Genomic DNA, 21,942 nt, shown 5'->3' with positions numbered 1-21,942 from the left:
TTCGTGATGCCGCCCGAGATGGATTGCGGCGGCTGCGTGGTGATCGAAAGCCGCCCGTCACAATCGGCCAAGTGACTCTTTTCGCGGACAGAAGTGCGTTCATTGGGGGAGCCGAAGCGGCCTGAAATGATCTAGGTCGCAGATAATGTGTCGGAATTAAGCCTATGATATTGTTTGCGAAAATTCACCCAATGTGATTTGCGGAGGGTGCGCTTTCCGTCCAGTTTCAGGCCGTCCGGTGCTGTCGTTTCCCAAGGCGGCGGTCCGGAAAAGTGAAACAGCACGGAGTGCTTACCAATGAAGAAGACCCTCGCAACCACCGCTGCTCTGCTCGCCTTCCTCGGCACCGCTTATGCCGCGACCGTTCAGGGCACCATTCAGGCCGTCGATCCGACGACCAAGTCGATCACCCTCGACGACGGCAAGATCTACCAGCTGTCGCCCGAAGCGACGATCGGGAAACTGAAGGTCGGCGCCAAGGTGGCGGTGACCGTCGATGACAAGACCGGCATCGTGACGTCGATCAAGAAGGCCTCGTAAGGCGTCAGCGTCGTTCGTCGGCAAGCCTGCTGACGCAATTTCAGGCCCTGTTCCATTCTGGCCGGTCCTCAGGGGACCGGCCATTTCGTGCCCTCCACCCTCGACGCCAGGCAAAACGCCGTCCCGGCGGCGCCGCTATGGTTTTTGCCAAAGAGCCGCGCTATCCCTTGGCCAGCGGGGGATAGTCATGGCCGACGAGCAAAAAGGGTTTCGCCTGTCGCGGCGATTGCTGCTGGGTGCGGCCGTCGTCGGCGGCGCGGTGCTGTGGGGCGGCAACACGGTGGCGCGGCTGGCACGCGGACCTTCGGGGCCGAAGAACGCAGGACGGATAGCCGATATAGACGGCTTCGCGCTGCCTCTGAAGCCGCTGGACAATGCGCCGGCCTTCGATGCGTCACTGCCCTGGTCGGCAAAGGGTGGTGACATCAACGATGCCAGCGGCCTGTCGATGACGCCGGTCTACGGCGTGGTCGAGGTCAGCGGGGACGAGCACATCGCCAAGGCCCTGGCCTTCGCGCGTGCCAATGGGCTGAAAATATCGCTGGCCGCCATCCGCCATTCCATGGGCGGGCATGCCTTCGACGACAACGCGCTGGTGCTCGACCTCAGAAAGTTCAACAGGGTCACCGTCGATGCGGCGGCCAAGACCATGACCTTGCAGCCGGGCGCGCGCTGGCACGACATCCAGAACCTTCTGCATCCGCACTTCGCGGTGAAGGCGATGCAGTCGACCGACATCTTCTCGGTCGGCGGTTCGCTGTCGGTCAATGCGCATGGCATGGACCACCAGGCGGGTTCGGTGGCGGGCTCGATCCGCTCGATGCGGGTGATGCTGGCCGACGGTTCGGTGACGACCTGCTCGCCCATCGAGAACACCGACCTGTTCCGCCACGTCGTCGGCGGTTACGGCCTGTTCGGCGTGGTGCTGGAGGCGACGCTCGATATCGTCGACAACGCCGTCTACCGCACCTCGCGCGAAATCATCAAATCGGACGATTTTCCGGAATTCTTCGCCAAGGTGCTGGAGCCGAACAAGGATATCGGCCTGTTCTACGGCCATCTGTCGACGGCGCCCGGCAATTTCCTCGAGGACATGATCGTCTACCGTTACGACAAGGTGGCCGAGCGGCCGCCGGCCGATCAGCCCGAGATCGGCGAACCGGGATCGGTCGGGTTGAAGCGGGTGATCATCAACCTGGCGAAATGGGGCAGCCTGTTCCAGGAATTGAAGTGGTTCACCGAAAAGACACTGGAGCCGAAATTCGAAAGCTGCACGGTGGCGCGCACCTCGGCCATGGCCGAGGGCGAGGCCTGTCTCGTCACCCGCAACAACCCGATGCACGATTCGGTGCCCTATCTGTTCAACGATCAGATGGAAGAGACCGACATCCTGCACGAATATTTTATTCCGCGTGCCGCCTATGTCGAATTCATCGCGGAAGCGCGCGAGATCCTGCGCAACCAGACGCTGCCGGTGCTCAATGCTTCGGTGCGCATCGTCCACAGGGAGGATGTGGCGCTGACCTACGCGCCGGAGCCGGCCTATTCGCTGGTGCTCTACGTCAACCAGCCGACCGATGCCGACGGCAATGCCAGGATGCGGGCGCTGACGCGGGCGCTGATCGACGTGACGATCAAGCATGGCGGGCGCTTCTTCCTGCCTTACCAGCTGCATTATACGGCCAGGGAATTGCTGGCCTCCTATCCCGAACTGCCGGCCTTCCTGGCGGCGAAGCGGCAGTATGACCCAACGGAACTGTTTTCCTCGACCTTCTACCGTGCCATCAAGGCGCTGAGCGGGGTGTCGTAAGAAGCAGGAGAACAGCCATGCGGATGGTATCGGCGGCGGCACTCACCCTCATCGCGCTGTGCGCCGGACCGGCCGGAGGCGAGGATCTCAAGGCCTTCAAGCTGACCATCGACGGCGTGACGGTCGATATCGATCCCGGCGAGAGCGCCGATGTGACGCTGCCCGGCGGCAAGCAGAGCAAGGTGACGCTCGCGCGCAACGACTTCGCTACCTTTTCCGGCAGCGATTTTTCCTTCGTCCACCCCAGCGGCATTTCGGTGACCAAGACCGATCTCGGCGATGACATCACGCAGTATCTGATGGCCTCGGCGCTGGGCACGATTGTCGTCGTGCAGGAGTATGGCGCCATGAATCCGGTGTCGCTCAACCAATTGATGCTGCAGGAGATGACCAGGGAATCGGTGCAGGCCGGCGCCAAGCTGACGCAGGGGCCGACCACGCGCAAACTCGCCGACGGCAAGGAATTGACCGGGATCCGGGCCGAGGTGAAGACACGCACCGACACCGCCGATTTCGAGATCGTCGGCTTCGGCCTGGCCGATCGGGGGCTGCTGTTCATCACCCGCATTGCCGGCGAGGATGCAGCGACCGAAAAGCCGCTTGTCGACAAGTTCTGGCAGAGCCTGAAAGTCAGGTTCAGGCCGGACTAGGATCGTGTCTCAGTTTGGATTTCGGCTGGGGTTTTGCGTAACGGCGGCTCAAGTTATTCTGAAGACCCTGGGTTGGAGATCCTGCAGCATGGCGAAGCTCATTTTCAGAATGAACCAGTCACTCGACGGCTATGTCGACCACCAGAAAATGCCGTCGGGCCCGACGATCTTTCGTCACTGGATAGAGCAAGTGCGCAATCTGAGCGGCAGTGTGTACGGTCGCGGCATGTACGAGGTCATGCGCTATTGGGACGAAGACCATGCTGAGTGGAGCGCGGAGGCGCATGAATTTGCGACGGCGTGGCGGAGCCAACCGAAGTGGGTTGTGTCGCGCTCTCTGAAGTCGGCCGGCCCTAACGCAACACTTGTCGCGGATGACGTCGAGGCGGTGATACGCGGGCTTAAGGCTGAGCTCGTCGGGGAGATTTCAGTTTCTGGACCAGGCCTGGCGCGAAGCCTGACCGACCTTGGTCTTGTCGATGCGTACCAACTCTACCTCCATCCGTTCGTGCTTGGTCATGGCAAGCCATTCTTCGCCGGCCCCCGGCCGCCGCTTCGCTTTGTGGCCAGCGATTTGATTGGCGACGACGTGATCAGGTTGACCTATGTGCCTGCCTGATCACGCGGTCGTCGAACCGAGACGCCAGCGGGCCTACAGCCCCTTCGGCATCAGGCCAGCCAGCCAGTTCACAGAGCGCTTCGCGGCGTCGGCGGTTGCCAAGGCGGCGCGGCCGAGATCGGTCTTGACCACGGCGTAGCCGCTCTTGGTGCGATAGAGCACACCGGTTCCGCCATCGACCACCTGTTCATAGGCAACGGGCCGGGCGGCGTCGGCTTCCATGGCGGTCGTCGGCGAACCGACCGAGATGCTCGGCCGGTGGCTGAGTTCCGGCGGCAGCGGGCTTTCGGTTCTGACGACGCGGCTGGCGGGCTTCAGTTCCGGGCGGGATGCGGTCGCGGCCAGTTGCGAGGAGGACGACGAACCCTTCGTGCGGCAAATGCCGGAGACGAGCGGATAGTTGAAATTGCGCTCGTGCAGCATCTGGCTCTTCATCGCGGCTTCGCACTCGGCGACGGTCGACCATTTGGCCGGCGTCTCGCCGATATATTCGCAAAGCTTGGCGTCGCAGTCGCAGCCGACAATGGTCATGGCGACAAGGGCGGTCTTGATCACGGTCTTGTCCCTTCGAGATGCCCCCCGGCAGCCCTTCCATTTCTTCCCATTCCTTCGCGCGCGAACAAGGCGGGATTTGGCCGCGATTGTGGAATGGGCGTGGCGGAGGCCAGGAAATGCCTAATCTTGGCCGGGCGTGACCGAAAGGCCTCAGTAATCGTAGACGTGTTCGAGCCTGGCGCCGGACTTGATCAGCGCCGGCAGCACGAGATGCAGCTTACGCACGGCGACGACCATGCCGGTGCGGCGCGTGGATTGATCGGCCGGCAGCGGATAGCTGAACAGGATGCGCATGCCTTCGGGAACGGCGATCGTATCGGTGGAGAGCACCGTGACCATGATCTCGTCATTGCCGCCGAACTCGACGAAGGACACGCCCTTGTCGATCAGCCGCGGGATCATTTCGGTGAAGACCTGATAGCGCCTGGTGACGAAGATCGTGCCGTCAGCGCCCATGTCGCGTTCGAGCAAGGTGTCGGGCTCGTTGCGCGTGGCTTCGCCGACGGGTCCCTTGGCCCAGACATGGATGTCGAGCAAGGCGGGGTCCATTGTGGCGGCGAGGGCCTTTTTGATCAGGTCGGCATAGCCCTGCTTGATGGTGTCGGCGAGGCCGAACGCCAGCTTGCGTTCGCTGGTGCGGATCGAGCTGTCGCCCGGCGCCGACTGCACGGCAAACAGGCCGGCGCGCTTGTCGGCATAGGGGAACTGATACCACGGCACCTGGTCGAGAAACGCGGCATAGTCCGCCGCCACCTTGGCCTGATAAATGTCGGCGGCGGTGCGCTTGGCCGTCGTCGCCTCGGTGATGCGGCCGACCGTGTTCTCATAGGCCCACTGCAGGATATGCTCGATCGAGTGGCTGGTGCCGATGATGACCAGCATCTGGTGGTTGGCGTAGTTGAACTTGTAGGGAGCGCTGGCGCGGATGACCATGGCGTAGTCCTGCCAGAAGCGGCCGATATAGGACCAGTAGGGGAAGCCGCTCGGTTGCTCCTTGTCGACGAAGCCGGCATATTCGCGCGCGGCGTAGACGATCGCCCATTCCGGATAGGTCAGGAAGGTCGATTCCTCCGGCCGCTGGTAGCCGGGGATCTCGGCGCGGACCTTGTCGGCCAGCGCCTTGGGCGGCGCGCCGTCGGCAATGCCGGGCAGCGGCGTCTTGTCGAGCGACGACGTCGTCAGGAAGCCGTAGCTCAGCCCGGCGATCGGGATGAGGATGACGACGACGATCAGCCAGAGGATCGTCTTGATGATGCGCTTCAGCCAGCGGAACAGGAACATGCCTGGTCAGGCCGTGGCGAAGTGGTCGTGTACGCGCCTGGCCAGCCGGAAGCCGACATAGACGGCGAAGCCGCCAATGACGATGTGCGGCAGGTTGGCGAAGAAGCGGGCCGGGAATTCGATATCGTTGAGAGAGCGGAAGCCGTTGATGAAGATACCGGCGTCGAGGCAGCCGGAACCGGTGACCAGCCCGAGCACGCCGTCGAACAGGTAGACCGAGCCGAACAGCTTGAAATAGAACACTGCCTGGCGGTGGGAGATGAAGGCGGCGGCCAGCGCCCAGACGCCGGAGAAGGCGTGCAGCAGGTCGTCATACCATTGCAGCGAGAAAAGGCCGAACAGATTGCCGTTGGCATCGTTGAACGCCGGTATGTAGCCGATGGCGACGACGCCGAAGAACAGGAAAGCATAGGCAACGGCAAGCTTCTGGATGAGCGTCATGAAGTATCCCCCTTCTACGAGCCCATTTGTAAACGCTACTCTGCCGGCCGCCTGACGCGGTTTTCTGCGCTTCCGATGCTCACGGACTCAAAGGTCCGCTACGCTTCGGTTCTCGAAAACCACGCCATCCGACTCGGCAGAGCGCGTTTTCAAACGGGCTCTGACCAGGCGATACTAACCGATTTTAGCGCGTGGAGAAGCGGCGCTCGCAAGATCGCCGCCAAAGGGCATCGGGGGGCCAAAAAGACAGTCGGCGCCGGGATTTCTCCCAGCGCCTCCCTGTCAGATCAGGACACGGTCGCGGCAGCAACTTCCGTAAAGTCGTCGCGCCTTGCCGGCCTTGATTTTGACGGTCCTGCCAGTCCGCCGCCCGAGAGCAGCGTCCGTTCGGGACCACGCCGGTCTCCACCCTTGCGAGCTTTGCCCTGCGCACCATCGAAGGTTTTTGCCGTCCTTCATGGCAGCATCGGTCCGCCGTCGGCGTTGGCACGCTTTCCGCGGCCCCGTAGGTCTCGGCTCCGTCCCTCGAAACAGGCAAGCCTGCTCTCGCTTCGGGCCGTACGGGCCTCAGGAAATCCGCCTTTCACTTCGCCTTTCGGCTTGATGATCGGTAGCCGCCTGAGATGGGTTTAATGTACGCCGAGTAAGGGTCCTGGGGAATGGCCGCTGCCCTGTGGATAGCGGGATTACCGGGGATCGTTAGCCACAAACCGGGGAATTCGAGCGCCGGCTGCTTTAGACAGCCCGCCCGCTTTTTTGCGTACGAGCCGACAGCGCCCCTTGCTCCGCCGGTGGTCGCGGGCTTCAATGCCGGCAAAGGATCGGACCTGCATGTCCGGCGCCGGGGAGGGCGGGTATTTTGAAAGTCGGAGTGGTTCTCAACCCGATTGCCGGTGGCGGCCGGCTGAAACGGCATTGGCCTGATGTTGCCGTGTCGCTGAAAAAGCATTTCGGCGAATTCGAGCTGCGCGAAACGCAGGCCGAAGGCGATGCCGAAAGGCTGGCAATCGATCTCGCAATGATTGGCTTCGATCTGGTGATTGCGGCCGGCGGTGACGGCACCGCCAGCGAAGTGGCCGACGGGCTTCTGCAGGCGGCCCAGGAGAGCGGCCGGATCACTGAACTTGGCCTGTTGCCGTGCGGCACCGGCATCGATTTCGCGCGCGGGCTCGGCCTGCCGAAAGAGGTGGATGCCGTGCTGAAGCGGTTGGCCGAAGCCAAGGGTCGCAAGGTCGATGCCGGGCGCATCGGCTACATCGACGATCACGGCGCGCTGGCCAGCCGGCACTTCATCAACATCGCCAGTCTCGGCCTGTCCGGCGCCACCGACCGCGCCGTCAATGCCGACAAGCGCAAGGGCAGGATGTCGGCCAAGGCACTGTTCCTGTGGCGCACCGTGGTGGAGTTCATCCGCTACCGTTTTCAGGACGTCAGGATCACGGTCGACGACGGCGCACCCGTCGAAGCGCGCATGGCGCTGGTGGCGGTCGCCAATGGAAAGTTCTTCGGCGGCGGCATGATGATCGCGCCGGATGCCGAAATCACCGACGGGCAGTTCGACATCGTCATCCTGCGCGCCGCCGGCAAGCTGAAGCTGATCTGGGACATCCGGCTGCTCTATGGCGGCCGGCACCGCAACCATCCGGCGATCACCATCCTGCGCGGCAGGAAAGTGGTGGTCGAGCCGCTCGGCGATGCGTCAGAGAGTGGCGCCCTGGTCGATATAGACGGCGAGTCGCCGGGACGCATACCCGCGACCTTCGAGATCCTGCCGGGTGCATTGACGCTCAGATACTGAATCAAGCCGTTGACAGATTGATTCAGATGAATCCGCCCATCAATCCAACGTCCTGAAATCGCTTGATAACTGGCTGATGTCAGAGTTCCAGCTTGGCCGGAAAACCGGGCGCGCGCAGGTCGGTATCGACGGCATCCTCGAGCAATTTGACGATCTGGGTGGACCAGGCGCTGCCGCCATATTCCTGTTTGCCCATCTGGAAAATCTCACTCACAAGCGGCGCCAGTTGGAGCGGCAGTCTGAATTCCCTGCCCATCGCCAGCGCGAAGCCGAGGTCCTTCAGCGCCAGGTCCATGGTGAAGCCGATGTCGTAGGAGCCGTTCAAGATGAGCTGGCTTTCGGTCTCATGGACGAAGCTGTTGCCGGAGGAGGCTGAGATGGCATGGTAGGACTGGGCGAGGTCGAGCCCGCCCTGTTTCGCCAGCATCAGCGCCTCGCCGGCGGCGACGAGATGGATGAAGGCGAGCATGTTGGTGATCACCTTGATCACCGCCGCCGAGCCGACCGGACCCATCAGGAACGACTTTGCGCACATCGCCTCGATGGCCGGCCGATGACGTTCGTAGAGCGCTGGATCGCCGCCGACCAGCGCGGTGATCTTGCCAGCCGCCGCCAGATGCACGCCACCGGTGACCGGGCATTCCAGCGTCTCGACGCCCCTGGCCGAGGCGAGGGCCGCAAGGCGAAGAATCTCGTCGCGGCCGTTGGTCGACATCTCGATCCAGGTACCGCCCTTGGGAAGGCCCTCTAGCAATCCGCCGGGTCCGGCCAGCACCGCTTCGCTGACCTTGGGCGAAGGCAAGCACGTGATGGCATTGCCGGCCCGGCCGGCGGCCTCGGCCGGGCTGCTCGCGGCGGTGGCGCCGAGCGCCACCAGGCGCTCAGCGGCGGCCGGATCGCGGTCGAAGACGGTGACGGCAAAGCCGTTGCGGATCAGGCTGGCGGCAAGGTTGCCGCCGAGATGGCCAAGCCCGATGAAGGCGTAGCTTTCGCTCACGGCATCAGCGGGGTCTGCATCATCTGCAAATGCAGGTCCTTGCCCGTATAGGGATGCGCGTCGCAGACCGCTTCGTTGAGCTCGACGCCGAGGCCGGGCTCCTTCGAGGGGATGACATTGCCGTCCTGCCACTCGATCTTCTTCTTCAAGAGCGTGGCATGGAAACCGTCCCACTGCTTCAGCGATTCCAGGATGAGGAAGTTGGGCAGCGTCACCGCCAGTTGGATGTTGGCCGCACCGACGATCGGCCCGCAATAGCAGTGAGGGGCGATCTGGATGTGGTAGGCCTCGGCCATCGCCGCGATCTTCTTGGTTTCGAGAATGCCGCCGGAGCGGCCGAGGTCCGGCTGCAGGATGGTCGCGGCGCGGTTCTCGATGACGCGGGCGAACTCGAACTTGGTGGTCAGCCGTTCGCCGGTGGCGATCGGGATCGAGGTCGCGCGGGCCACTTGCGCCATGACTTCGGGCATGTCAGGCGGCACCGGCTCCTCGAACCACAAGGGATCATAGGGCTCGATGGCGCGCGCCATGCGCAGCGCGCCGGACGCTGTGAACTGGCCGTGCGTGCCAAACAGGATGTCGGCGCGGGTGCCGACCGCCTCGCGGATCGCCTTGATCATGCGGGTGGACAGGTCGATATCGACAAGACGCGGCTGGTGGCCGTCGAAGGCGGTGTAGGGGCCGGCCGGGTCCAGTTTGACGGCGTTGAACCCCTGTTCGACATATTCGAGCGCGCAGGCGGCGGCGAGATCGGGGTCGTTGTAGACGTTCTTGCCGTGCGCATCCTCGGAGTGGACGCTGCCGGTGTGCGGATAAAGATAGGTGTAGGAACGCAGCGTTTCGTGCACCTGGCCGCCGAGCAGTTTGTAGACCGGCTTGTCGGCCTCCTTGCCGATGATGTCCCAGCAGGCCATTTCCAGCGCCGAGAAGCAGCCCATGCCTGACACGTCGGGCCGCTGGGTGAAGCCGGACGAATAGGCGCGGCGGAAGAAGTTCTCGATGTCGTGCGGATCGCGGCCGACGAGATAGCGCTCGGCCATGTCCTCGACCATCCGGGCGGTAACATGGGCGGAGAAGGTGGCGTTGTAGGCTTCGCCATAGCCGACGACGCCGCCATCGGTGGTCAACTTGACGAAGATGAAATACTTGCCGCCGATGCCGGGCGGCGGATTGTCGACAACCCAGGTCTTGACGTCGGTGATCTTCATTTTTGGTCCTCCAGAACCAGTTCGGCGCCCTTCCAACCGGTCATGATCGAGGCGGCGTTGGTGTTGCCGGTGATGTTGTCGGGGAAGATCGAGGCGTCGATGACGCGCAGACCGTCGATGCCGTGCACCTTGAGACGCGGGTCGACGACGGCGCGCGCCGGATCGGGCCCCATGCGGCAGGTCGAGACCGGATGATAGACGGTGCCCGAGCGCTTCCTGAAATCCTGAATCAGGTCTGCATCGGAAGTGATTGACGGGCCTGGCAAAACCTCTTCCTCGATGATCTCGGCCATGGCAGGCATCGAGGCGATCTTGCGGACGAATTTCACCGCCGCCAGCATCTCCTCGACATCGGCATTGGTGGAGTAGGCATTGGCCGTTATCCTGGGGTACTCGCGCGGATTGGCCGAGCGGATCATGATCTCGCCACGGCTCGACGGGCGGCAGTTGGACAGGCCGATGGAAAAGCCCGGCCATGGGTCGGGCGTCAGGATGGGACGCTCGCCGCTCTTGGGAATGACGGTCGAGAATGCCTGGAAATAGAGCTGCATGTTGGGCCGCGTCGCCGCCGGGTCGGTGCGGAAGAAGCCGCCGGCATTGTTCATCGACAGCGACAGCGGGCCCGAACGGGTCAGGATATATTGCATGCCGACCAGCAGCTTGCCCCACCAGGGACGCAGCGTCTGGTTGAGCGTCGGCAGCTTGCCCTTGAAGGTGTAGTTGATGCCGACATGATCCTGCAGATGCGCGCCGACATTCTCGTTGGCCTGGACCATCCGGATGCCCAGGCCTTTCAGCAGCGCGGAGGGCCCGACGCCGGACAGCTGCAGCAATTGCGGCGAGTTGACCGAGCCGCCCGACAGGATGACTTCGCGGCCGGCACGCGCCGACTTCGTCTCGCCGTTCTGCTGGTATTCGACACCGACGGCGCGCTTGCCCTCGAACAGCACCCTGGTCGCCAGCGCCTTCATCTCGACGCGGACGTTGGCGCGCTTCATCGCCGGGCGCAGGAAAGCGCGCGCCGCCGACATGCGGCGGCCGTTGCGGGTCGAGATCTGGTAGACGCCGACGCCTTCCTGGGCAGCGCCGTTGAAATCCGGGTTGAAGGGCAGGCCGGCCTGCTGGCCGGCGGCGAGATAGCGTTTGGTCAGCGGGTGGACGGCGCCCGAACAGTCTGTGACATGCAGCGGGCCGCCGACGCCGCGCCATTGGTCTGCGCCGGCCTGGTTGTCCTCGAGCGCCTTGAAGGCGGGCAGCAGATCGTCATAGCCCCAGCCGGGATTGCCGGCGGCGGCCCAGGCATCGAAATCCTCGCGCGCGCCCCTGATCCAGACCATGGCGTTGATCGAGCTCGAACCGCCGAGCAGCTTGCCGCGCGGCCAGTGGTCGGCATTGCCGGCGAGCCCCGGGTCCGGCTCGGCCTTGTAGTTCCAGTTGACGTCGGGATCGAAGAAGGTCTTGCCGTAGCCGAGCGGCATCTGCACGTAGAAGCGGCGGTCGCTGCCGCCGGCCTCCAGCACCAGCACCGAGAAGCGCCCCGAGGCCGACAGTTTTTCAGCCAGGACCGAGCCGGCCGAGCCGGAGCCGACGATGATGAAATCATAGGTCTGCATGATGGAAATGGGAGGCTCCGAAAAATTGGCTGCAGCCTAGACGCGACGGCATTCCGAAGTCGCCGCGCCATCCGGCATCAGTTGTGAAAAAAGCGACCGTCGAACCGATCAGGTTTGCGGGGATTCCCGACAATCGCGCTTGATATCTATCGTCCCGACAGCCTATGCGATGGCACTATCTTGGCGCATAACTTTTCGGAATTATGCTCTGGCCACTCTGCGGAAGGCAGGAAATCATATGCGGACCCTCCCTGACGCGTTCATTCCCGAACTGCCGGGCCACTACAGCGGCAAGGTCCGCGAAAACTACGATCTGGCGGATGGCCGGCGCATCATCATCGCCACCGACCGGCTCAGTGCCTTCGACATCATCCTGACTTCGATCCCCTACAAGGGAGAGATACTGACCCAGACGGCGCGCTACTGGTTCGAGGAAACCGCCGATATCTGTCCGAACCATGTTCTCGAATACCCCGACCCGAACGCCGTCGTCGGCACGAGGCTCGACATCCTGCCGGTCGAGATCGTCGTGCGCGGCTATCTGGCGGGAACCACCAGCACCTCGATCCTGACGCGCTACAAGCGCGGCGACCGCGACATGTACGGTATCCGCCTGCCGGACGGCCTGCGCGACAATGAAAAGCTGGCCGAGCCGATCATCACGCCGACCAGCAAGGCCGCGCATGGCGGCCATGACGAGCCGCTGTCGAAAGCCGAGATCCTCGAACAGGGTCTTCTCACGCAGGCGCAGTGGGACACCGTGTCCGGCTACGCTTTGCGGCTGTTCGCCCGCGGCCAGCAGCGCGCCACCGAGCGCGGCCTGATCCTGGCGGACACGAAGTACGAATTCGGCACCGACAGGAACGGGACCATCATTCTTGCCGATGAAATCCACACCCCGGACAGCAGCCGGTACTGGATCGCATCGAGCTACGAACGGGCGCTCGCCGACGGCAGCCGGCCGGAGAGTTTTGACAAGGATTTCGTCCGGTCGTGGGTCTCGGCGCGCTGCAACCCCTACAGCGACCCGATACCTGAGATACCGGCCGAGATCGTCGAACAGGCCTCGCGGGTTTACGCGCAGGCTTATGAGGCGATCACCGGCAAGGAATTCTCGCCGGACCTTTCCGGGGACAGCGTGCTCGATCGTATTCGCACGAACCTCAGGCGCTATTTCTGATCGACCTTCGCCGGTGATGCGAACTGCCGTCCCATGGCCATGCCCAGGGTCTACGAACTCGGGTTAACCGGTCCTCGGAAACCTTCGCCGGTGTGTTGGCTGACGGAGCAAACGAAAAACCCGCCTGTGCGGCGGGTCACTGGCGCAAATCAGCACCATAGGCAAAAATGTACCATAGCTGAGGGCACCCAGTCAAGAAAAAATTCCTATCGTGAAAAAGCTGCCCGGCAAAAAGGCTGCCGACACCGCGCGCCGGCTGTCGCAGGTCTTTTGCCAGTCCGAGCCTGTGGCCATGCCGTGGCTCGTTGACCTTCTGGCGCCGTGACGATACGGGATCGAGGGCAGCCAGTCTCGAAGGATTTCTCGCATGGTGCACTACGCTGAAGGACGGCCGCTTGGCGATCTGACGCTGCGCACCCTGGCCATGCCTTCGGACGCCAATGCGGCGGGCGACATCTTCGGCGGCTGGGTGATGGCGCAGATGGATCTGGCCTGCGGCATCCGCGCCGCCGAGCGCGCCAAGGGCCGCGTCGTGACGGCGGCGGTGAAAGAGATGTCGTTCGCCAAGCCGATGAAGATCGGCGACACGCTGTGCATTTACACCCATGTCGAGCGCGTCGGCCGCACTTCGATGACGCTCAAGGTCGAGGCCTGGGCGCAGCGCTACCTCTCCGACCTGATGGAGAAGGTCACCCATGCCGATTTCGTCATGGTGGCGCTGGATGGCGAGGGCAAGCCGAAAGCGGTTCCCGCCGAAGGCTGAGGCAAGCCGTTTCTCCCAGGCTTGGTCATTTGTAACAGCGCCCGTGCGGGAGGCGCTTTTCGTGACATCCAACGGTTGCCTCCATGCCCGATCCTGCTGCAATCGGAGGAGAGACAATGCGTCAACATCTGCTGAACGGTTGGCTCGTGGCGGCCCTGGTCGCGACGACCTGCCTGCTCGGCGTGACCGCTTACGCGGAGGTGAAGGAAGACATCTCGCGCGTCGCCTGCACGCGTGGAGGACAGGCTCCTGGCGAGCGGGGCGCACGGTGTGATACCTGTGCCGCCGCGCGATGCGATGTGCGCGCATCAGGAGCCTGAGCGGCAGCCGTCAGGGGACCGCATGAGCGGCAATCCGCCAGCCAAACCGGCGCGTGCATTCGGTTCAACGATCCGCGCAGCCGAGATAGAATTTCCGATCAGACAAGCCGGATGTTGCGTGCGGGGCTGAATCCCTTGCGGCGAAAGGGTTTCAGACGCGGGCGCCGTCGAATTTTTCGCGCGCCGCCTTGACGCGCATGGTGTTGGCGCGCGCCCATTCGCTCAGTGCGCTGACGGGGATCAGCAGCTCGTGGCCGAGCTCGGTCAGCTCATAATCGACGCGCGGCGGAATGGTTGGAAACACGGTGCGGGTGACGAAGCCGTCACGCTCCAGCCCGCGCAAGGTGGTGGTCAGCATCTTCTGCGAGATGCCGCCGACGGCTGCGCGCAATTCGTTGAAACGCAGCGGTCCGTCGCCCAGCTTGCCGACGACCAGAACGGTCCATTTGTCGCCGACGCGCTGCAGGATTTCCGAGATGGCGCGGCAGTCTTCGGAGCGGTGTGGGTGCCTCGGTAACAAAAAAGTGCCTTCTTGTGCATCGCGTTTGCAGTATCTCATATAGCGCAGGTATCCAAATGATACCAGTACTTCGTGCAAGGAGAGCCCTTATGTCCAAACCCAAAATTGCCATCGTCGTCGGATCGACGCGCGCCGCTCGTTTCGCCGATGTGCCAACCCAGTGGATCGCCAAGATCGCCAAGTCGCATGCCGACATCGATGTCGAGATCGTCGACCTTCGCGACTTCCCGCTGCCGTTCTTCGACGAGGTCGCATCCTCCGCATGGGCGCCGTCGCAGAACGAAGTGGCACAGCGCTGGCAGAAGAAGGTCGCCGAATTCGACGGCTTCATCTTCACCGCCGCCGAATACAATCATGGCCCGACGGCGGTGCTGAAGAATGCCATCGACTACGCCGCCAATGAATGGAACAAGAAGCCGGCCGGCTTCGTCGGCTATGGCAGCGTCGGTGGCGCTCGCGCCGTCGAACAGCTCCGCCTTCATGCCGTCGAATTGCAGATGGCGCCGGTCAAGTCGGCCGTCCATATCGCCTGGGGCGATTTCCTCGCCGTGCGCCAGGGCGAGAAGAAGCTGGAAGACCTCGAGCATCTGAACCAGGCCGCCACGGCGCTGGTCAACGACGTTGCGTGGTGGGCCAAGGTGCTCAAGGCAGCGCGTCAGGCCGACGCCGTCGCCGAGGAAGTCAAGGCGGCCTGACCGCCGGTTCGAATTATCCTCCCAAGGATCCGGGGCGGCGCTTGCGCCGCCCTTTTTCAATTATAACGGCTCAAACCGAAAGCTGGCGCCGGATCGGACGACGCGGCCGACACCGGGCGAATCCAGATGCGCGCCGGCAACGAAACAATGATCGTCGGCAGCAAGCGCCAGCAACCGCAACCGGCTTTCGCGCGCCTGGTCCTGATCGGCATCGAATTCCCACGTCACCTCAGGTCGATCGAACTGGAGCGATGGGACGTGAACGGTGTCGCCCCAAATCAGAATGCGTTCGCCACCGCTCGAAACACGAAAGCAGCTGTGTCCCGCTTCATGGCCATGGGCTTCGACAATGTCGACATCTGTCCCGATACGGTCTCCGGCCTCGAATGGTTCCGCCATGCTGTGAAATCGTTCGAGCCGCACTTCGGCGCGAAAAAAGCCAAGTTCTTCCCCGGGAACGAGCAAGCGCGCCAGGCGCGGGAAAGCGTCGCGGCCGTCGGCAAGCACAAGACCGTGGATGTGGTCGAGATGGGTGTGGGTGAAACAGACGGCACGAACTCGTCCGGCATCGATGCCAGCTTCGTCCAGCGCCTCGGGAAGTCGGCCCATGGTGGGATGCCAGGCGTTCGAGGCACCGGTATCGATCAGGATGATTCCGTCTCCATCGTCAATCGCGAAGGCATTGACGGACAGTCTGAGTTGACCATCAACCAATGCGACTTGTTGCGGCAATTCATCGCCAAACGGCTTGTCGCCGGGTTGCCGAAGCCGTCCGATCGGCATGTCGACATAGCCATCGCGCAAGGAGGTGATGCGCAAGTCACCAAGATCGTAGGTCTGATAAAGGTCGCCCGAAGCCATGCGGTGCATTTTTTCCGATCCGTCTGTAGACAACCGGCAACATGCGACGGGCCAGCTGCGTCGGCAACCCGCCCCGTCAATTCGATCTGTGCCATGTGTGCGTGCGTCGCCTGCCGTGGCCGGATGATGCAGTCGGCGAGGCGGTCCGTTTCGTTCAACTCGCCGGCATGGTGCTGATACCCTGATGTCACGATAGCCTCGGCCCAATCGGGGTTGGACTGCTACATCGACCGGGCTGCCATCTGGTCGCGCCCTTTGCCCTGATATATCCGGCTGCGATCCGTCACATGAGTGAAGCCGTGAAGACATCCAGCCTGACCGGCGCCGTTTCCCCGATGATCCCGGTGCTCGTATGCGCGCTTGCGATCTTCCTGCTGTCCGGGATGGATGCGGCGATGAAGATCCTGGTCATCGCGGTCGGGGTCTACAACACCTTGCTGTGGCGCAGCATGGTCGCGGCCGTGGTCGCGGGCGCAGCCTGGTTGGCGGGACCACGCTTAAAGCCGACCATTCCGGTGCTGAGGCTGCATGCGCTGCGTGCCGCAATTGTCGGCGTCGTGCTGATATCCTTCTTCTGGGGCTTGGCCAGGCTGCCGCTCGCGGAGGCGATCGGGCTCAGCTTCGTGGCGCCCTTGTTTGCGCTGTTTCTCGCCGCGCTACTGCTGGGCGAACGGATCCGACGCCAGGCTGTCTGGGCATCGTTGGCCGGCATCGCCGGCGTCGCCATCATCATGGCCGGCCAGTTCGGGCAGGCAGACTATTCGCAGGACGCCATGCTCGGCACGGCAGCGGTGCTCGTGTCGACGGTGTTCTACGGATACAATCTGATCCTCGCCCGGCAACAGGCGCAGTTGGCCAAGCCGATCGAGATCATGCTGTTCCAGAACCTTTGCGTTGCCATCCTGCTAGGCCTCGCGGCACCCTGGCTTGCCGTCGCCCTGCCGAGCGATCTTTGGCTTCCTTTGGCCGGGGTGACGGTGCTGTCGCTCGCCGGGCAATTCCTGATGAGCTGGTCCTACGCCCGCGCCGAAGCGCAATATCTGATCCCGACGGAATACTCGGCCTTCATCTGGGCGGTCGCGCTTGGCTGGTTCTTCTTCGGCGAGGAGGCGACCTGGACCACGCTGACGGGAGCGTGCCTGATCGTCGCCGGCTGCCTGATCGCCGCGCGGGCCAATCCCAGGCTTGCCGAGCCCATCGAAGTGGCGGTTTGAACGTCGACGTTCAACGCCCCGCAGGATCGCGAAATACCCCAGTCTCCACCTCGTGCATGAAGTGAGCGATGAGAGCCGCGCATTGGCGATGATGCGTTTCGAGAAGCATGTGCCCGCTCTCAAAGACATGGATTTCGACGGCGTCGAGATCGCGGCTGTAGGCCATGATCTCGTCCAGCGCGAAGAAGGCGTCGTGGCGCCCCCACAGCACCAGGCATGCTGGCTGTTGGTCGCGGAGATAGGCCTGGATGGCCGGGAAGCGCGCGATGTGCGAGCCATAATCGGTGAAGAGTTCGAACTGAATGTCGGTGTTGCCGGGCCTCGCCAGGCGCTCCGTATCGAGATACCAACCCTCGGGCGGAAACAACACTTTCAGACGCTCGGGGAGACCGCCGATATATTGGTTTCGGGTCCCCTCGAAATTCATCCAGTCCGGCAGTTTGGCGCGGTTTTCTTCAGTCGGTTCGGCGAAGAACGCCTTCGGCGCGTCCCATTCCGGTCCCAGCCCCTCGTCATGAGCGTTGCTGTCCTGGGCGATCAGGCCGAGGATGCGATCCGGACGCCGTGTGGCGAGATGATAGCCGACGGGCGTGCCGAAGTCAGTGATGTGGAGGAAGAATCGCTGGAGGCCGAGGGCCTCGATGAAGGCTTCGATCGTGCTGGCCAGGTTGTCGAACGTGTAGTCATAGGCATCGATGGAAGGGGCGGACGAAAAGCCGAAACCGGGCAGATCCGGCGCCACCACATAGGCTGTCTCCGCCAGCGGTTCGATGACATTGCGATAGACGTGCGACGAAGTCGGATATCCGTGCAGCAGCAGGATTGCCGGTCTGCGGGGATCGCCGGCATGACGGTAGAAGATGTCGAGGCCGTCGACATTGATGGTTTCGTGGCGGGTCTTGTAACGATTGCTGCACATCCTCTCCCTCCCAGGGGTTCCGCGCCGATCTGGCGACGCGCTGGCTTTGACACCACGTATCCGTATGATAGTGGTTACATCATGTAACCGTATAATCCGGTTAATGAGGTTATGTTCCATGGGCGATGCATACACCGAATGGGTACCGGATCACTTCATAGGCGGGCATCCCGCTTTGGACCTGTCGAACGCCGTGTTCGACCGGCGGGCGCCGGCAGCAGACAATGAACTCTTCAAGTCCGTCCGGGATGTTGCGAACTGGTTCAGCGCCTCAGGGCTTGCCGACGATCGCCAGGCGCAGGCCGTTGCCGAGATAGCGGATGGGCGGTTCGTGGAAGGGGTCCGCGAAATGCGGGAGGCGTCATTTCAGGTTTTCGATCCAATCGCCGCGGGCAAACCGTCTGCGGTCGAACCGCTCGGCGTGTTGTTCTCGCGCACGGCAAGCTCGCTTGCCGCCGGGTCTATCGAGCTGGATGGCACCAGGCCGGAGCTTGCCCTTGGCCGGTGGCGCGATCCGGACGCCGTCACCGCGTTGCTGGCCATGCTGTCCATCGAAGCATTCTTCACCCTGCCGCGCGACAGGCTGCATTCCTGCCCTCGCTGTGGCTGGCTTTTCCTCGATACGTCGCGAGGCGGCAAGCGGCGCTGGTGCAGCATGCGCACCTGCGGCAACCGCGAGAAGGTGTCGCGCCACCGAGATCATACCGACGTCTAGACTGGGTTAGCGCACCACGTCGCCTTTGCTGCGGGCGGGCCGGATGCCGGCGCGTCACTCCGGAAGACCGGCCTTGCGAAAACCATCGACGAAATGCTCGAGCGTAGCGGCGTCGCGGAATGGCTCGGTCGTCGCCCAGTGATGGGTTGTGAAATGCGGGTTGCCGACGAGGAACAGTTCAGCCTCTGCGCGCGCCTCGTCGAGCCGGCCGAGTTGGGCCATGCTTGCCGCCAGGAAACGGCGTGAGCTTGTGCGATAGGTCTCGTCACGGCGCAACGTCTCGATCGCGGCTTGGTAGTCGCGCGCCGCATATTGCGCCTGGCCGAGCGTCAGATAGTACCAGCTCGCCGGAAACGGGTTCAGCCGGAACGCCTTGCCGATGTGCTCGAGGCCCTCTTCGACCCGTCCGGCCAGGACCGCGATGTCGGACAATGCCGCCCAGGTGTCGGCCTCGTTCGGGTCGAGCTCGATCGCTTTGGCGAATTCCGCATCCGCTTCAGTGAAGCTGCGCTCATAAGCAAGCAGATAAGCCAGGATCCAGCGACAACCGGCGTCGTTGGGATCGATCGCCACCGCCTTGCGCGCCAGCTCCAGGGCAACGCTGCGGGCAGCCTCGGTTGGTCCGCCCCAATGCACCTGTCCCATCCAGTGGTTCATGGCAAGCCAACGATAGGGCTCGGCATAATCAGGATCGAGCGACACCGCGCGCGTCAGCATCAGATGCGCTTCCTGCGCCATCTGCGGCGAGTCGTCGATCAGCTTTCGCGCCCGCACGCAGAGGTCGTAGGCCTCCAGATTTCGCGGCCGATTGCGCGGCGGCGGCGCGCGCAGCCGGCCAAGCAGCGCTTCCACGATCTTGGCCGTCACCTCGTCTTGAACGGCAAAGATATCCTCCAGGCCGCGATCGAAGCGTTCCGCCCACAGATGATCGCCACTCATCGCGTCGACCAGCTGTGCGTTGATGCGCACGCGCCCCGCGGCGCGTCTTGCACTGCCTTCCAACAGGTAGCGCACGCCAAGATCCCCGGCGATCTCGCGCACGTCCATCGCTTTTCCCTTGTAGGCAAAGGTCGAGTTGCGGGCGATGACGAACAGGCCGGAGATTCTGGACAGGTCGGTGATCAGGTCTTCCGTCAACCCATCCACGAAGGGATCCTGCTCGGGATCGTTGCTGAAATTGACGAAGGGCAGCACGGCTATCGACGGTTTGTCGGGCAGCGGCAAGGGTTTTCGCCTGGCCTCGCCCAGCTGTTCGACGGCCCCCGTGAAACGGTAGCCGACGCGCGGAACGGTGGATATCCATTCGCCGTTGTCGCCGACGGGCCAAGCAGCTTGCGCAGCTGCGCGATCTGGACGGTGAGATTGCCTTCCTCGACGGCCGTGCCCGGCCACGCGGCGTCCATCAGTTCGGCTTTTCCGAGGATTTCGCCGGGCCGCCCGACGAGTGCCGCAAGCAGGCTCAGCCCGCGATAGCCGACGGCAACGGGGACATCGTTCCGAAGCAGCGTTCCCGCACGCGGATCAAGCACGAACGGACCAAAGGCAAAACGCGATCCCTGCATAGGCGCATCTATAGGGCCGCTCTAGCTCGTTTGGAAGTTTTGGGAACTATTTGGGAGGGCTTAATTACGGCGCCGTCCGTATCGCGCAGAATTCAACCCCATCGAGAGCCCAGGCCCTCAAACCATATGGAGGTTGCCATGACCAATACCCTCACTTGTGCAGCGCGGCCGGGAACGCCTGTGCGGCCGGCATCGCGCCGGCTCCTGAAGACCCTGCGAAGCATCATCGCGAGCTGGCACGATCGGACTTGGCGCGAGCGGATACGCTTTCGCTGGCAGCTCAGGCAAATGTCGAAGGACAATCCGCATCTGATCGACGATATCGGCCTGACGATACAGCAGGTCGAGGGAGAGATCGCCAAGTCCTTCTGGGAACGATAGAGCGAAATGCCGCAAATCGCGTCGACCGTCAGCGCACCGCCTCGCGAGGGGCGCCGGCCAGGCGGGTGGCGATCAGCTTGTCGATGCGGCGGCCGTCGAGATCGACCACCTCGAAGCGCCAGCCCTGCGCGTCGACGCATTCGCCAGTCGCCGGCAGATGGTGCATATGCGACAGCACATAGCCGGCGACGGTTTCGTAATCGCGGTTTTCCGGCAGGTCGATGCCGAGAATGTCGGCCATCTCGTCGGCCTGCATGTAGCCGGCGAGCAGCCACGAGCCGTCCTCGCGCTTGACCGCGTTTTCCTCGTCGCCGGCGTCGGTGTCGGCGCGGAACACGCCGGTGATGGCTTCCAGAATGTCGGCCGGGGTGACGATGCCTTCGAAATGGCCGTATTCGTCATGCACCAGCGCCATCGGCACGTCGGATTCCTTTAGCTTCTGCAGCACATCGAGCGCGTCGGCCTGGTCGTAGACGATGGGGGCTGCGCGCACATGCCTGCGCGGATCGAGCACGCGGCCGGCAAGCAGTGCGGCCAGCACATCACGCGTCTGGACGACGCCGACCATGACGTCGACGCCGCCGTCGCCTGCCGGCAGGCGCGAATGCTGGGTTTCCATGAGCAGCTTGCGGATGGCCGCCTCGTCGGATTGCAGATTGATCCAGTCGACTTCGGTGCGCGGCGTCATCACCGCGCGCACGGCGCGGTCGCCAAGCCGCATGACGCCGGCGATCATGCGCCGCTCGTCGGATTCGATGGTGCCGTGATGCTCGGCCTCGGCGACCAGCATCTTGATCTCCTCGTCGGTGACCTTTTCCTCGCTTTCGCCGCGCTGACCGAGCAGCCACAATATGGTGCGGCCGGAGAAGTCGAGCAGGAAGACCAGCGGCGCCGACACCGTGGCGAGGATGGTCATCGCCGGAGCGACCCTGGCGGCGACCCGCTCGGGATCACGCAACGCGATCTGCTTGGGCACCAGCTCGCCGACGATCAGCGAGAAATAGGTGATGATAGCAACGACGATGCCGACGCCGAGCGGGTCGGCGACAGTCTCGCGGATGCCGGTCGAAGCCAGGAACTGCGCCAGCCGTTCGCCGAGCGTGGCGCCGGAAAAGGCGCCGGAGAGGACGCCGACCAAGGTGATGCCGATCTGCACCGAGGACAGGAACTTGCCGGGATTTGAGCCAAGATCAAGGGCGCGGCCGGCGCCATTGGTGCCGCGGTCGATCATCGCTTTCAGCCTGGCCGGGCGCGACGAGACGATGGCGAGCTCGGACATCGACAAAAGGCCGTTCACGCA

At 63.3% G+C, this 21,942-nt stretch carries 22 protein-coding genes and 1 pseudogene; 12 read left to right on the top strand and 11 right to left on the bottom strand.

Annotated elements, in window-relative coordinates; translation table 11 throughout:
* Positions 1-297 precede the first annotated feature (297 nt).
* The 4 genes from EN990_RS26645 to EN990_RS26630 all read left to right on the top strand — a co-directional run bounded on the left by EN990_RS26645 (position 298) and on the right by EN990_RS26630 (position 3,619).
* Positions 298-540, top strand: coding sequence for a DUF1344 domain-containing protein (locus EN990_RS26645; protein ID WP_013530037.1), 243 nt, complete (start codon positions 298-300; stop codon positions 538-540).
* Between the two features lie 187 nt (positions 541-727).
* Positions 728-2,350 (top strand): FAD-binding oxidoreductase, encoded by a 1,623-nt coding sequence (locus EN990_RS26640; RefSeq protein ID WP_127370029.1) that lies wholly within the window; start codon positions 728-730, stop codon positions 2,348-2,350.
* Positions 2,351-2,367: 17 nt separating this feature from the next.
* Complete coding sequence (locus EN990_RS26635) at positions 2,368-3,000, top strand: hypothetical protein (RefSeq protein ID WP_127370028.1); 633 nt, start codon at positions 2,368-2,370, stop codon at positions 2,998-3,000.
* 88 nt (positions 3,001-3,088) lie between these two features.
* The gene (locus EN990_RS26630; protein ID WP_127370027.1) at positions 3,089-3,619 is read left to right on the top strand and encodes a dihydrofolate reductase family protein; all 531 of its coding nucleotides are present in this window, start codon (positions 3,089-3,091) and stop codon (positions 3,617-3,619) included.
* Positions 3,620-3,652: 33 nt separating this feature from the next.
* On the opposite strand, the gene EN990_RS26625 is transcribed toward EN990_RS26630, so the two are convergent.
* From EN990_RS26625 to EN990_RS26615, 3 genes are all read right to left on the bottom strand, one after another.
* Complete coding sequence (locus EN990_RS26625) at positions 3,653-4,174, bottom strand: hypothetical protein (protein WP_127388425.1); 522 nt, start codon at positions 4,172-4,174, stop codon at positions 3,653-3,655.
* A gap of 150 nt (positions 4,175-4,324) precedes the next feature.
* Positions 4,325-5,455 carry a hypothetical protein gene (locus EN990_RS26620; protein WP_127369567.1) on the bottom strand — a complete coding sequence of 377 codons (1,131 nt, stop codon included), beginning with the start codon at positions 5,453-5,455 and terminating at the stop codon, positions 4,325-4,327.
* A 6-nt stretch (positions 5,456-5,461) separates the two neighbouring features.
* Positions 5,462-5,896 carry a hypothetical protein gene (locus EN990_RS26615; protein WP_063172921.1) on the bottom strand — a complete coding sequence of 145 codons (435 nt, stop codon included), beginning with the start codon at positions 5,894-5,896 and terminating at the stop codon, positions 5,462-5,464.
* An 859-nt stretch (positions 5,897-6,755) separates the two neighbouring features.
* Between EN990_RS26615 and EN990_RS26610 the strand changes: the two genes are divergently transcribed.
* Positions 6,756-7,694 (top strand): diacylglycerol kinase family protein, encoded by a 939-nt coding sequence (locus EN990_RS26610; RefSeq protein ID WP_127369568.1) that lies wholly within the window; start codon positions 6,756-6,758, stop codon positions 7,692-7,694.
* Positions 7,695-7,773: 79 nt separating this feature from the next.
* On the opposite strand, the gene EN990_RS26605 is transcribed toward EN990_RS26610, so the two are convergent.
* The 3 genes from EN990_RS26605 to EN990_RS26595 are packed head-to-tail and all read right to left on the bottom strand — an operon-like array spanning position 7,774 to position 11,512.
* A complete protein-coding gene (locus EN990_RS26605; RefSeq protein WP_127369569.1) occupies positions 7,774-8,691 on the bottom strand; it encodes an NAD(P)-dependent oxidoreductase in 918 nt (305 codons plus the stop codon).
* Positions 8,688-9,899: a mandelate racemase/muconate lactonizing enzyme family protein gene (locus EN990_RS26600; RefSeq protein ID WP_013530046.1), complete on the bottom strand. Its 1,212-nt coding sequence runs from the start codon at positions 9,897-9,899 to the stop codon at positions 8,688-8,690. The genes EN990_RS26605 and EN990_RS26600 overlap by 4 nt, the downstream gene beginning before the upstream one ends.
* Entirely contained in the window at positions 9,896-11,512 is a 1,617-nt protein-coding gene (locus EN990_RS26595) for a GMC family oxidoreductase N-terminal domain-containing protein (protein WP_127384773.1), read from the bottom strand. Before EN990_RS26595 ends, EN990_RS26600 begins: the two co-directional genes overlap by 4 nt.
* Before the next feature lie 238 nt (positions 11,513-11,750).
* Here EN990_RS26595 and EN990_RS26590 point away from each other — a divergent pair, with 238 nt between their 5' ends.
* The 3 genes from EN990_RS26590 to EN990_RS26580 all read left to right on the top strand — a co-directional run bounded on the left by EN990_RS26590 (position 11,751) and on the right by EN990_RS26580 (position 13,775).
* Positions 11,751-12,692, top strand: a complete 942-nt coding sequence (locus EN990_RS26590) for a phosphoribosylaminoimidazolesuccinocarboxamide synthase (RefSeq protein ID WP_127370159.1) — start codon at positions 11,751-11,753, stop codon at positions 12,690-12,692.
* Between the two features lie 367 nt (positions 12,693-13,059).
* On the top strand, positions 13,060-13,455 hold the full coding sequence (locus EN990_RS26585) for a hotdog domain-containing protein (protein WP_013530049.1): 396 nt from the start codon (positions 13,060-13,062) through the stop codon (positions 13,453-13,455).
* A 116-nt stretch (positions 13,456-13,571) separates the two neighbouring features.
* Positions 13,572-13,775 carry a hypothetical protein gene (locus EN990_RS26580; protein WP_081714341.1) on the top strand — a complete coding sequence of 68 codons (204 nt, stop codon included), beginning with the start codon at positions 13,572-13,574 and terminating at the stop codon, positions 13,773-13,775.
* Positions 13,776-13,926: 151 nt separating this feature from the next.
* Here EN990_RS26580 and EN990_RS26575 read toward each other — a convergent pair whose 3' ends face one another.
* Entirely contained in the window at positions 13,927-14,295 is a 369-nt protein-coding gene (locus tag EN990_RS26575) for a helix-turn-helix domain-containing protein (protein ID WP_024504168.1), read from the bottom strand.
* Positions 14,296-14,384: 89 nt separating this feature from the next.
* Here EN990_RS26575 and EN990_RS26570 point away from each other — a divergent pair, with 89 nt between their 5' ends.
* A complete protein-coding gene (locus EN990_RS26570) occupies positions 14,385-14,990 on the top strand; it encodes an NADPH-dependent FMN reductase (protein ID WP_013530052.1) in 606 nt (201 codons plus the stop codon).
* A gap of 60 nt (positions 14,991-15,050) precedes the next feature.
* On the opposite strand, the gene EN990_RS26565 is transcribed toward EN990_RS26570, so the two are convergent.
* Entirely contained in the window at positions 15,051-15,851 is an 801-nt protein-coding gene (locus EN990_RS26565) for an MBL fold metallo-hydrolase (protein WP_245469210.1), read from the bottom strand.
* Positions 15,852-16,138: 287 nt separating this feature from the next.
* Here EN990_RS26565 and EN990_RS26555 point away from each other — a divergent pair, with 287 nt between their 5' ends.
* Complete coding sequence (locus EN990_RS26555; RefSeq protein WP_013530053.1) at positions 16,139-17,065, top strand: DMT family transporter; 927 nt, start codon at positions 16,139-16,141, stop codon at positions 17,063-17,065.
* Between the two features lie 10 nt (positions 17,066-17,075).
* Here the strand turns inward: EN990_RS26555 and EN990_RS26550 are convergent, their stop codons facing one another.
* Positions 17,076-18,104 (bottom strand): alpha/beta hydrolase, encoded by a 1,029-nt coding sequence (locus EN990_RS26550; protein WP_245461003.1) that lies wholly within the window; start codon positions 18,102-18,104, stop codon positions 17,076-17,078.
* Between EN990_RS26550 and EN990_RS26545 the strand changes: the two genes are divergently transcribed.
* Positions 18,103-18,699 carry a CGNR zinc finger domain-containing protein gene (locus EN990_RS26545; protein WP_127369276.1) on the top strand — a complete coding sequence of 199 codons (597 nt, stop codon included), beginning with the start codon at positions 18,103-18,105 and terminating at the stop codon, positions 18,697-18,699. The two genes, EN990_RS26550 and EN990_RS26545, sit on opposite strands and share 2 nt — an antisense overlap.
* 54 nt (positions 18,700-18,753) lie before the next feature.
* On the opposite strand, the pseudogene EN990_RS26540 reads toward EN990_RS26545, so the two are convergent.
* Positions 18,754-20,261: pseudogene (locus tag EN990_RS26540) on the bottom strand (winged helix-turn-helix domain-containing tetratricopeptide repeat protein).
* Between the two features lie 138 nt (positions 20,262-20,399).
* On the opposite strand from EN990_RS26540, the gene EN990_RS26535 reads away from it, so the two are divergent.
* Positions 20,400-20,642, top strand: coding sequence for a hypothetical protein (locus EN990_RS26535; RefSeq protein ID WP_013530057.1), 243 nt, complete (start codon positions 20,400-20,402; stop codon positions 20,640-20,642).
* 28 nt (positions 20,643-20,670) lie between these two features.
* Here EN990_RS26535 and EN990_RS26530 read toward each other — a convergent pair.
* Positions 20,671-21,942, bottom strand: a 1,272-nt coding sequence (locus EN990_RS26530) for a hemolysin family protein (protein WP_164766161.1), incomplete at its 5' end; no start/stop codon positions are given.

The organism is Mesorhizobium sp. M7A.F.Ca.US.005.03.1.1, from assembly GCF_003997975.1.
GTDB classification, from domain to species: Bacteria; Pseudomonadota; Alphaproteobacteria; order Rhizobiales; family Rhizobiaceae; genus Mesorhizobium; species Mesorhizobium ciceri.
Note: the sequence above shows the minus strand (reverse complement) of the source record. Positions and strands in the feature narration are given on the sequence as shown.

What these genes read in the sequence shown, in the direction of transcription:
- EN990_RS26645 (WP_013530037.1), top strand. Translation starts at nt 298, where the DNA reads ATGAAGAAGACCCTCGCAACCACCGCTGCTCTGCTCGCCTTCCTCGGC.
- EN990_RS26640 (WP_127370029.1), top strand. Translation starts at nt 728, where the DNA reads ATGGCCGACGAGCAAAAAGGGTTTCGCCTGTCGCGGCGATTGCTGCTG.
- EN990_RS26635 (WP_127370028.1), top strand. Translation starts at nt 2,368, where the DNA reads ATGCGGATGGTATCGGCGGCGGCACTCACCCTCATCGCGCTGTGCGCC.
- EN990_RS26630 (WP_127370027.1), top strand. Translation starts at nt 3,089, where the DNA reads ATGGCGAAGCTCATTTTCAGAATGAACCAGTCACTCGACGGCTATGTC.
- EN990_RS26620 (WP_127369567.1), bottom strand. Translation starts at nt 5,455, where the DNA reads ATGTTCCTGTTCCGCTGGCTGAAGCGCATCATCAAGACGATCCTCTGG.
- EN990_RS26615 (WP_063172921.1), bottom strand. Translation starts at nt 5,896, where the DNA reads ATGACGCTCATCCAGAAGCTTGCCGTTGCCTATGCTTTCCTGTTCTTC.
- EN990_RS26600 (WP_013530046.1), bottom strand. Translation starts at nt 9,899, where the DNA reads ATGAAGATCACCGACGTCAAGACCTGGGTTGTCGACAATCCGCCGCCC.
- EN990_RS26595 (WP_127384773.1), bottom strand. Translation starts at nt 11,512, where the DNA reads ATGCAGACCTATGATTTCATCATCGTCGGCTCCGGCTCGGCCGGCTCG.
- EN990_RS26590 (WP_127370159.1), top strand. Translation starts at nt 11,751, where the DNA reads ATGCGGACCCTCCCTGACGCGTTCATTCCCGAACTGCCGGGCCACTAC.
- EN990_RS26585 (WP_013530049.1), top strand. Translation starts at nt 13,060, where the DNA reads ATGGTGCACTACGCTGAAGGACGGCCGCTTGGCGATCTGACGCTGCGC.
- EN990_RS26580 (WP_081714341.1), top strand. Translation starts at nt 13,572, where the DNA reads ATGCGTCAACATCTGCTGAACGGTTGGCTCGTGGCGGCCCTGGTCGCG.
- EN990_RS26570 (WP_013530052.1), top strand. Translation starts at nt 14,385, where the DNA reads ATGTCCAAACCCAAAATTGCCATCGTCGTCGGATCGACGCGCGCCGCT.
- EN990_RS26565 (WP_245469210.1), bottom strand. Translation starts at nt 15,851, where the DNA reads ATGGCTTCGGGCGACCTTTATCAGACCTACGATCTTGGTGACTTGCGC.
- EN990_RS26555 (WP_013530053.1), top strand. Translation starts at nt 16,139, where the DNA reads ATGAGTGAAGCCGTGAAGACATCCAGCCTGACCGGCGCCGTTTCCCCG.
- EN990_RS26545 (WP_127369276.1), top strand. Translation starts at nt 18,103, where the DNA reads ATGGGCGATGCATACACCGAATGGGTACCGGATCACTTCATAGGCGGG.
- EN990_RS26550 (WP_245461003.1), bottom strand. Translation starts at nt 18,104, where the DNA reads ATGGAACATAACCTCATTAACCGGATTATACGGTTACATGATGTAACC.
- EN990_RS26535 (WP_013530057.1), top strand. Translation starts at nt 20,400, where the DNA reads ATGACCAATACCCTCACTTGTGCAGCGCGGCCGGGAACGCCTGTGCGG.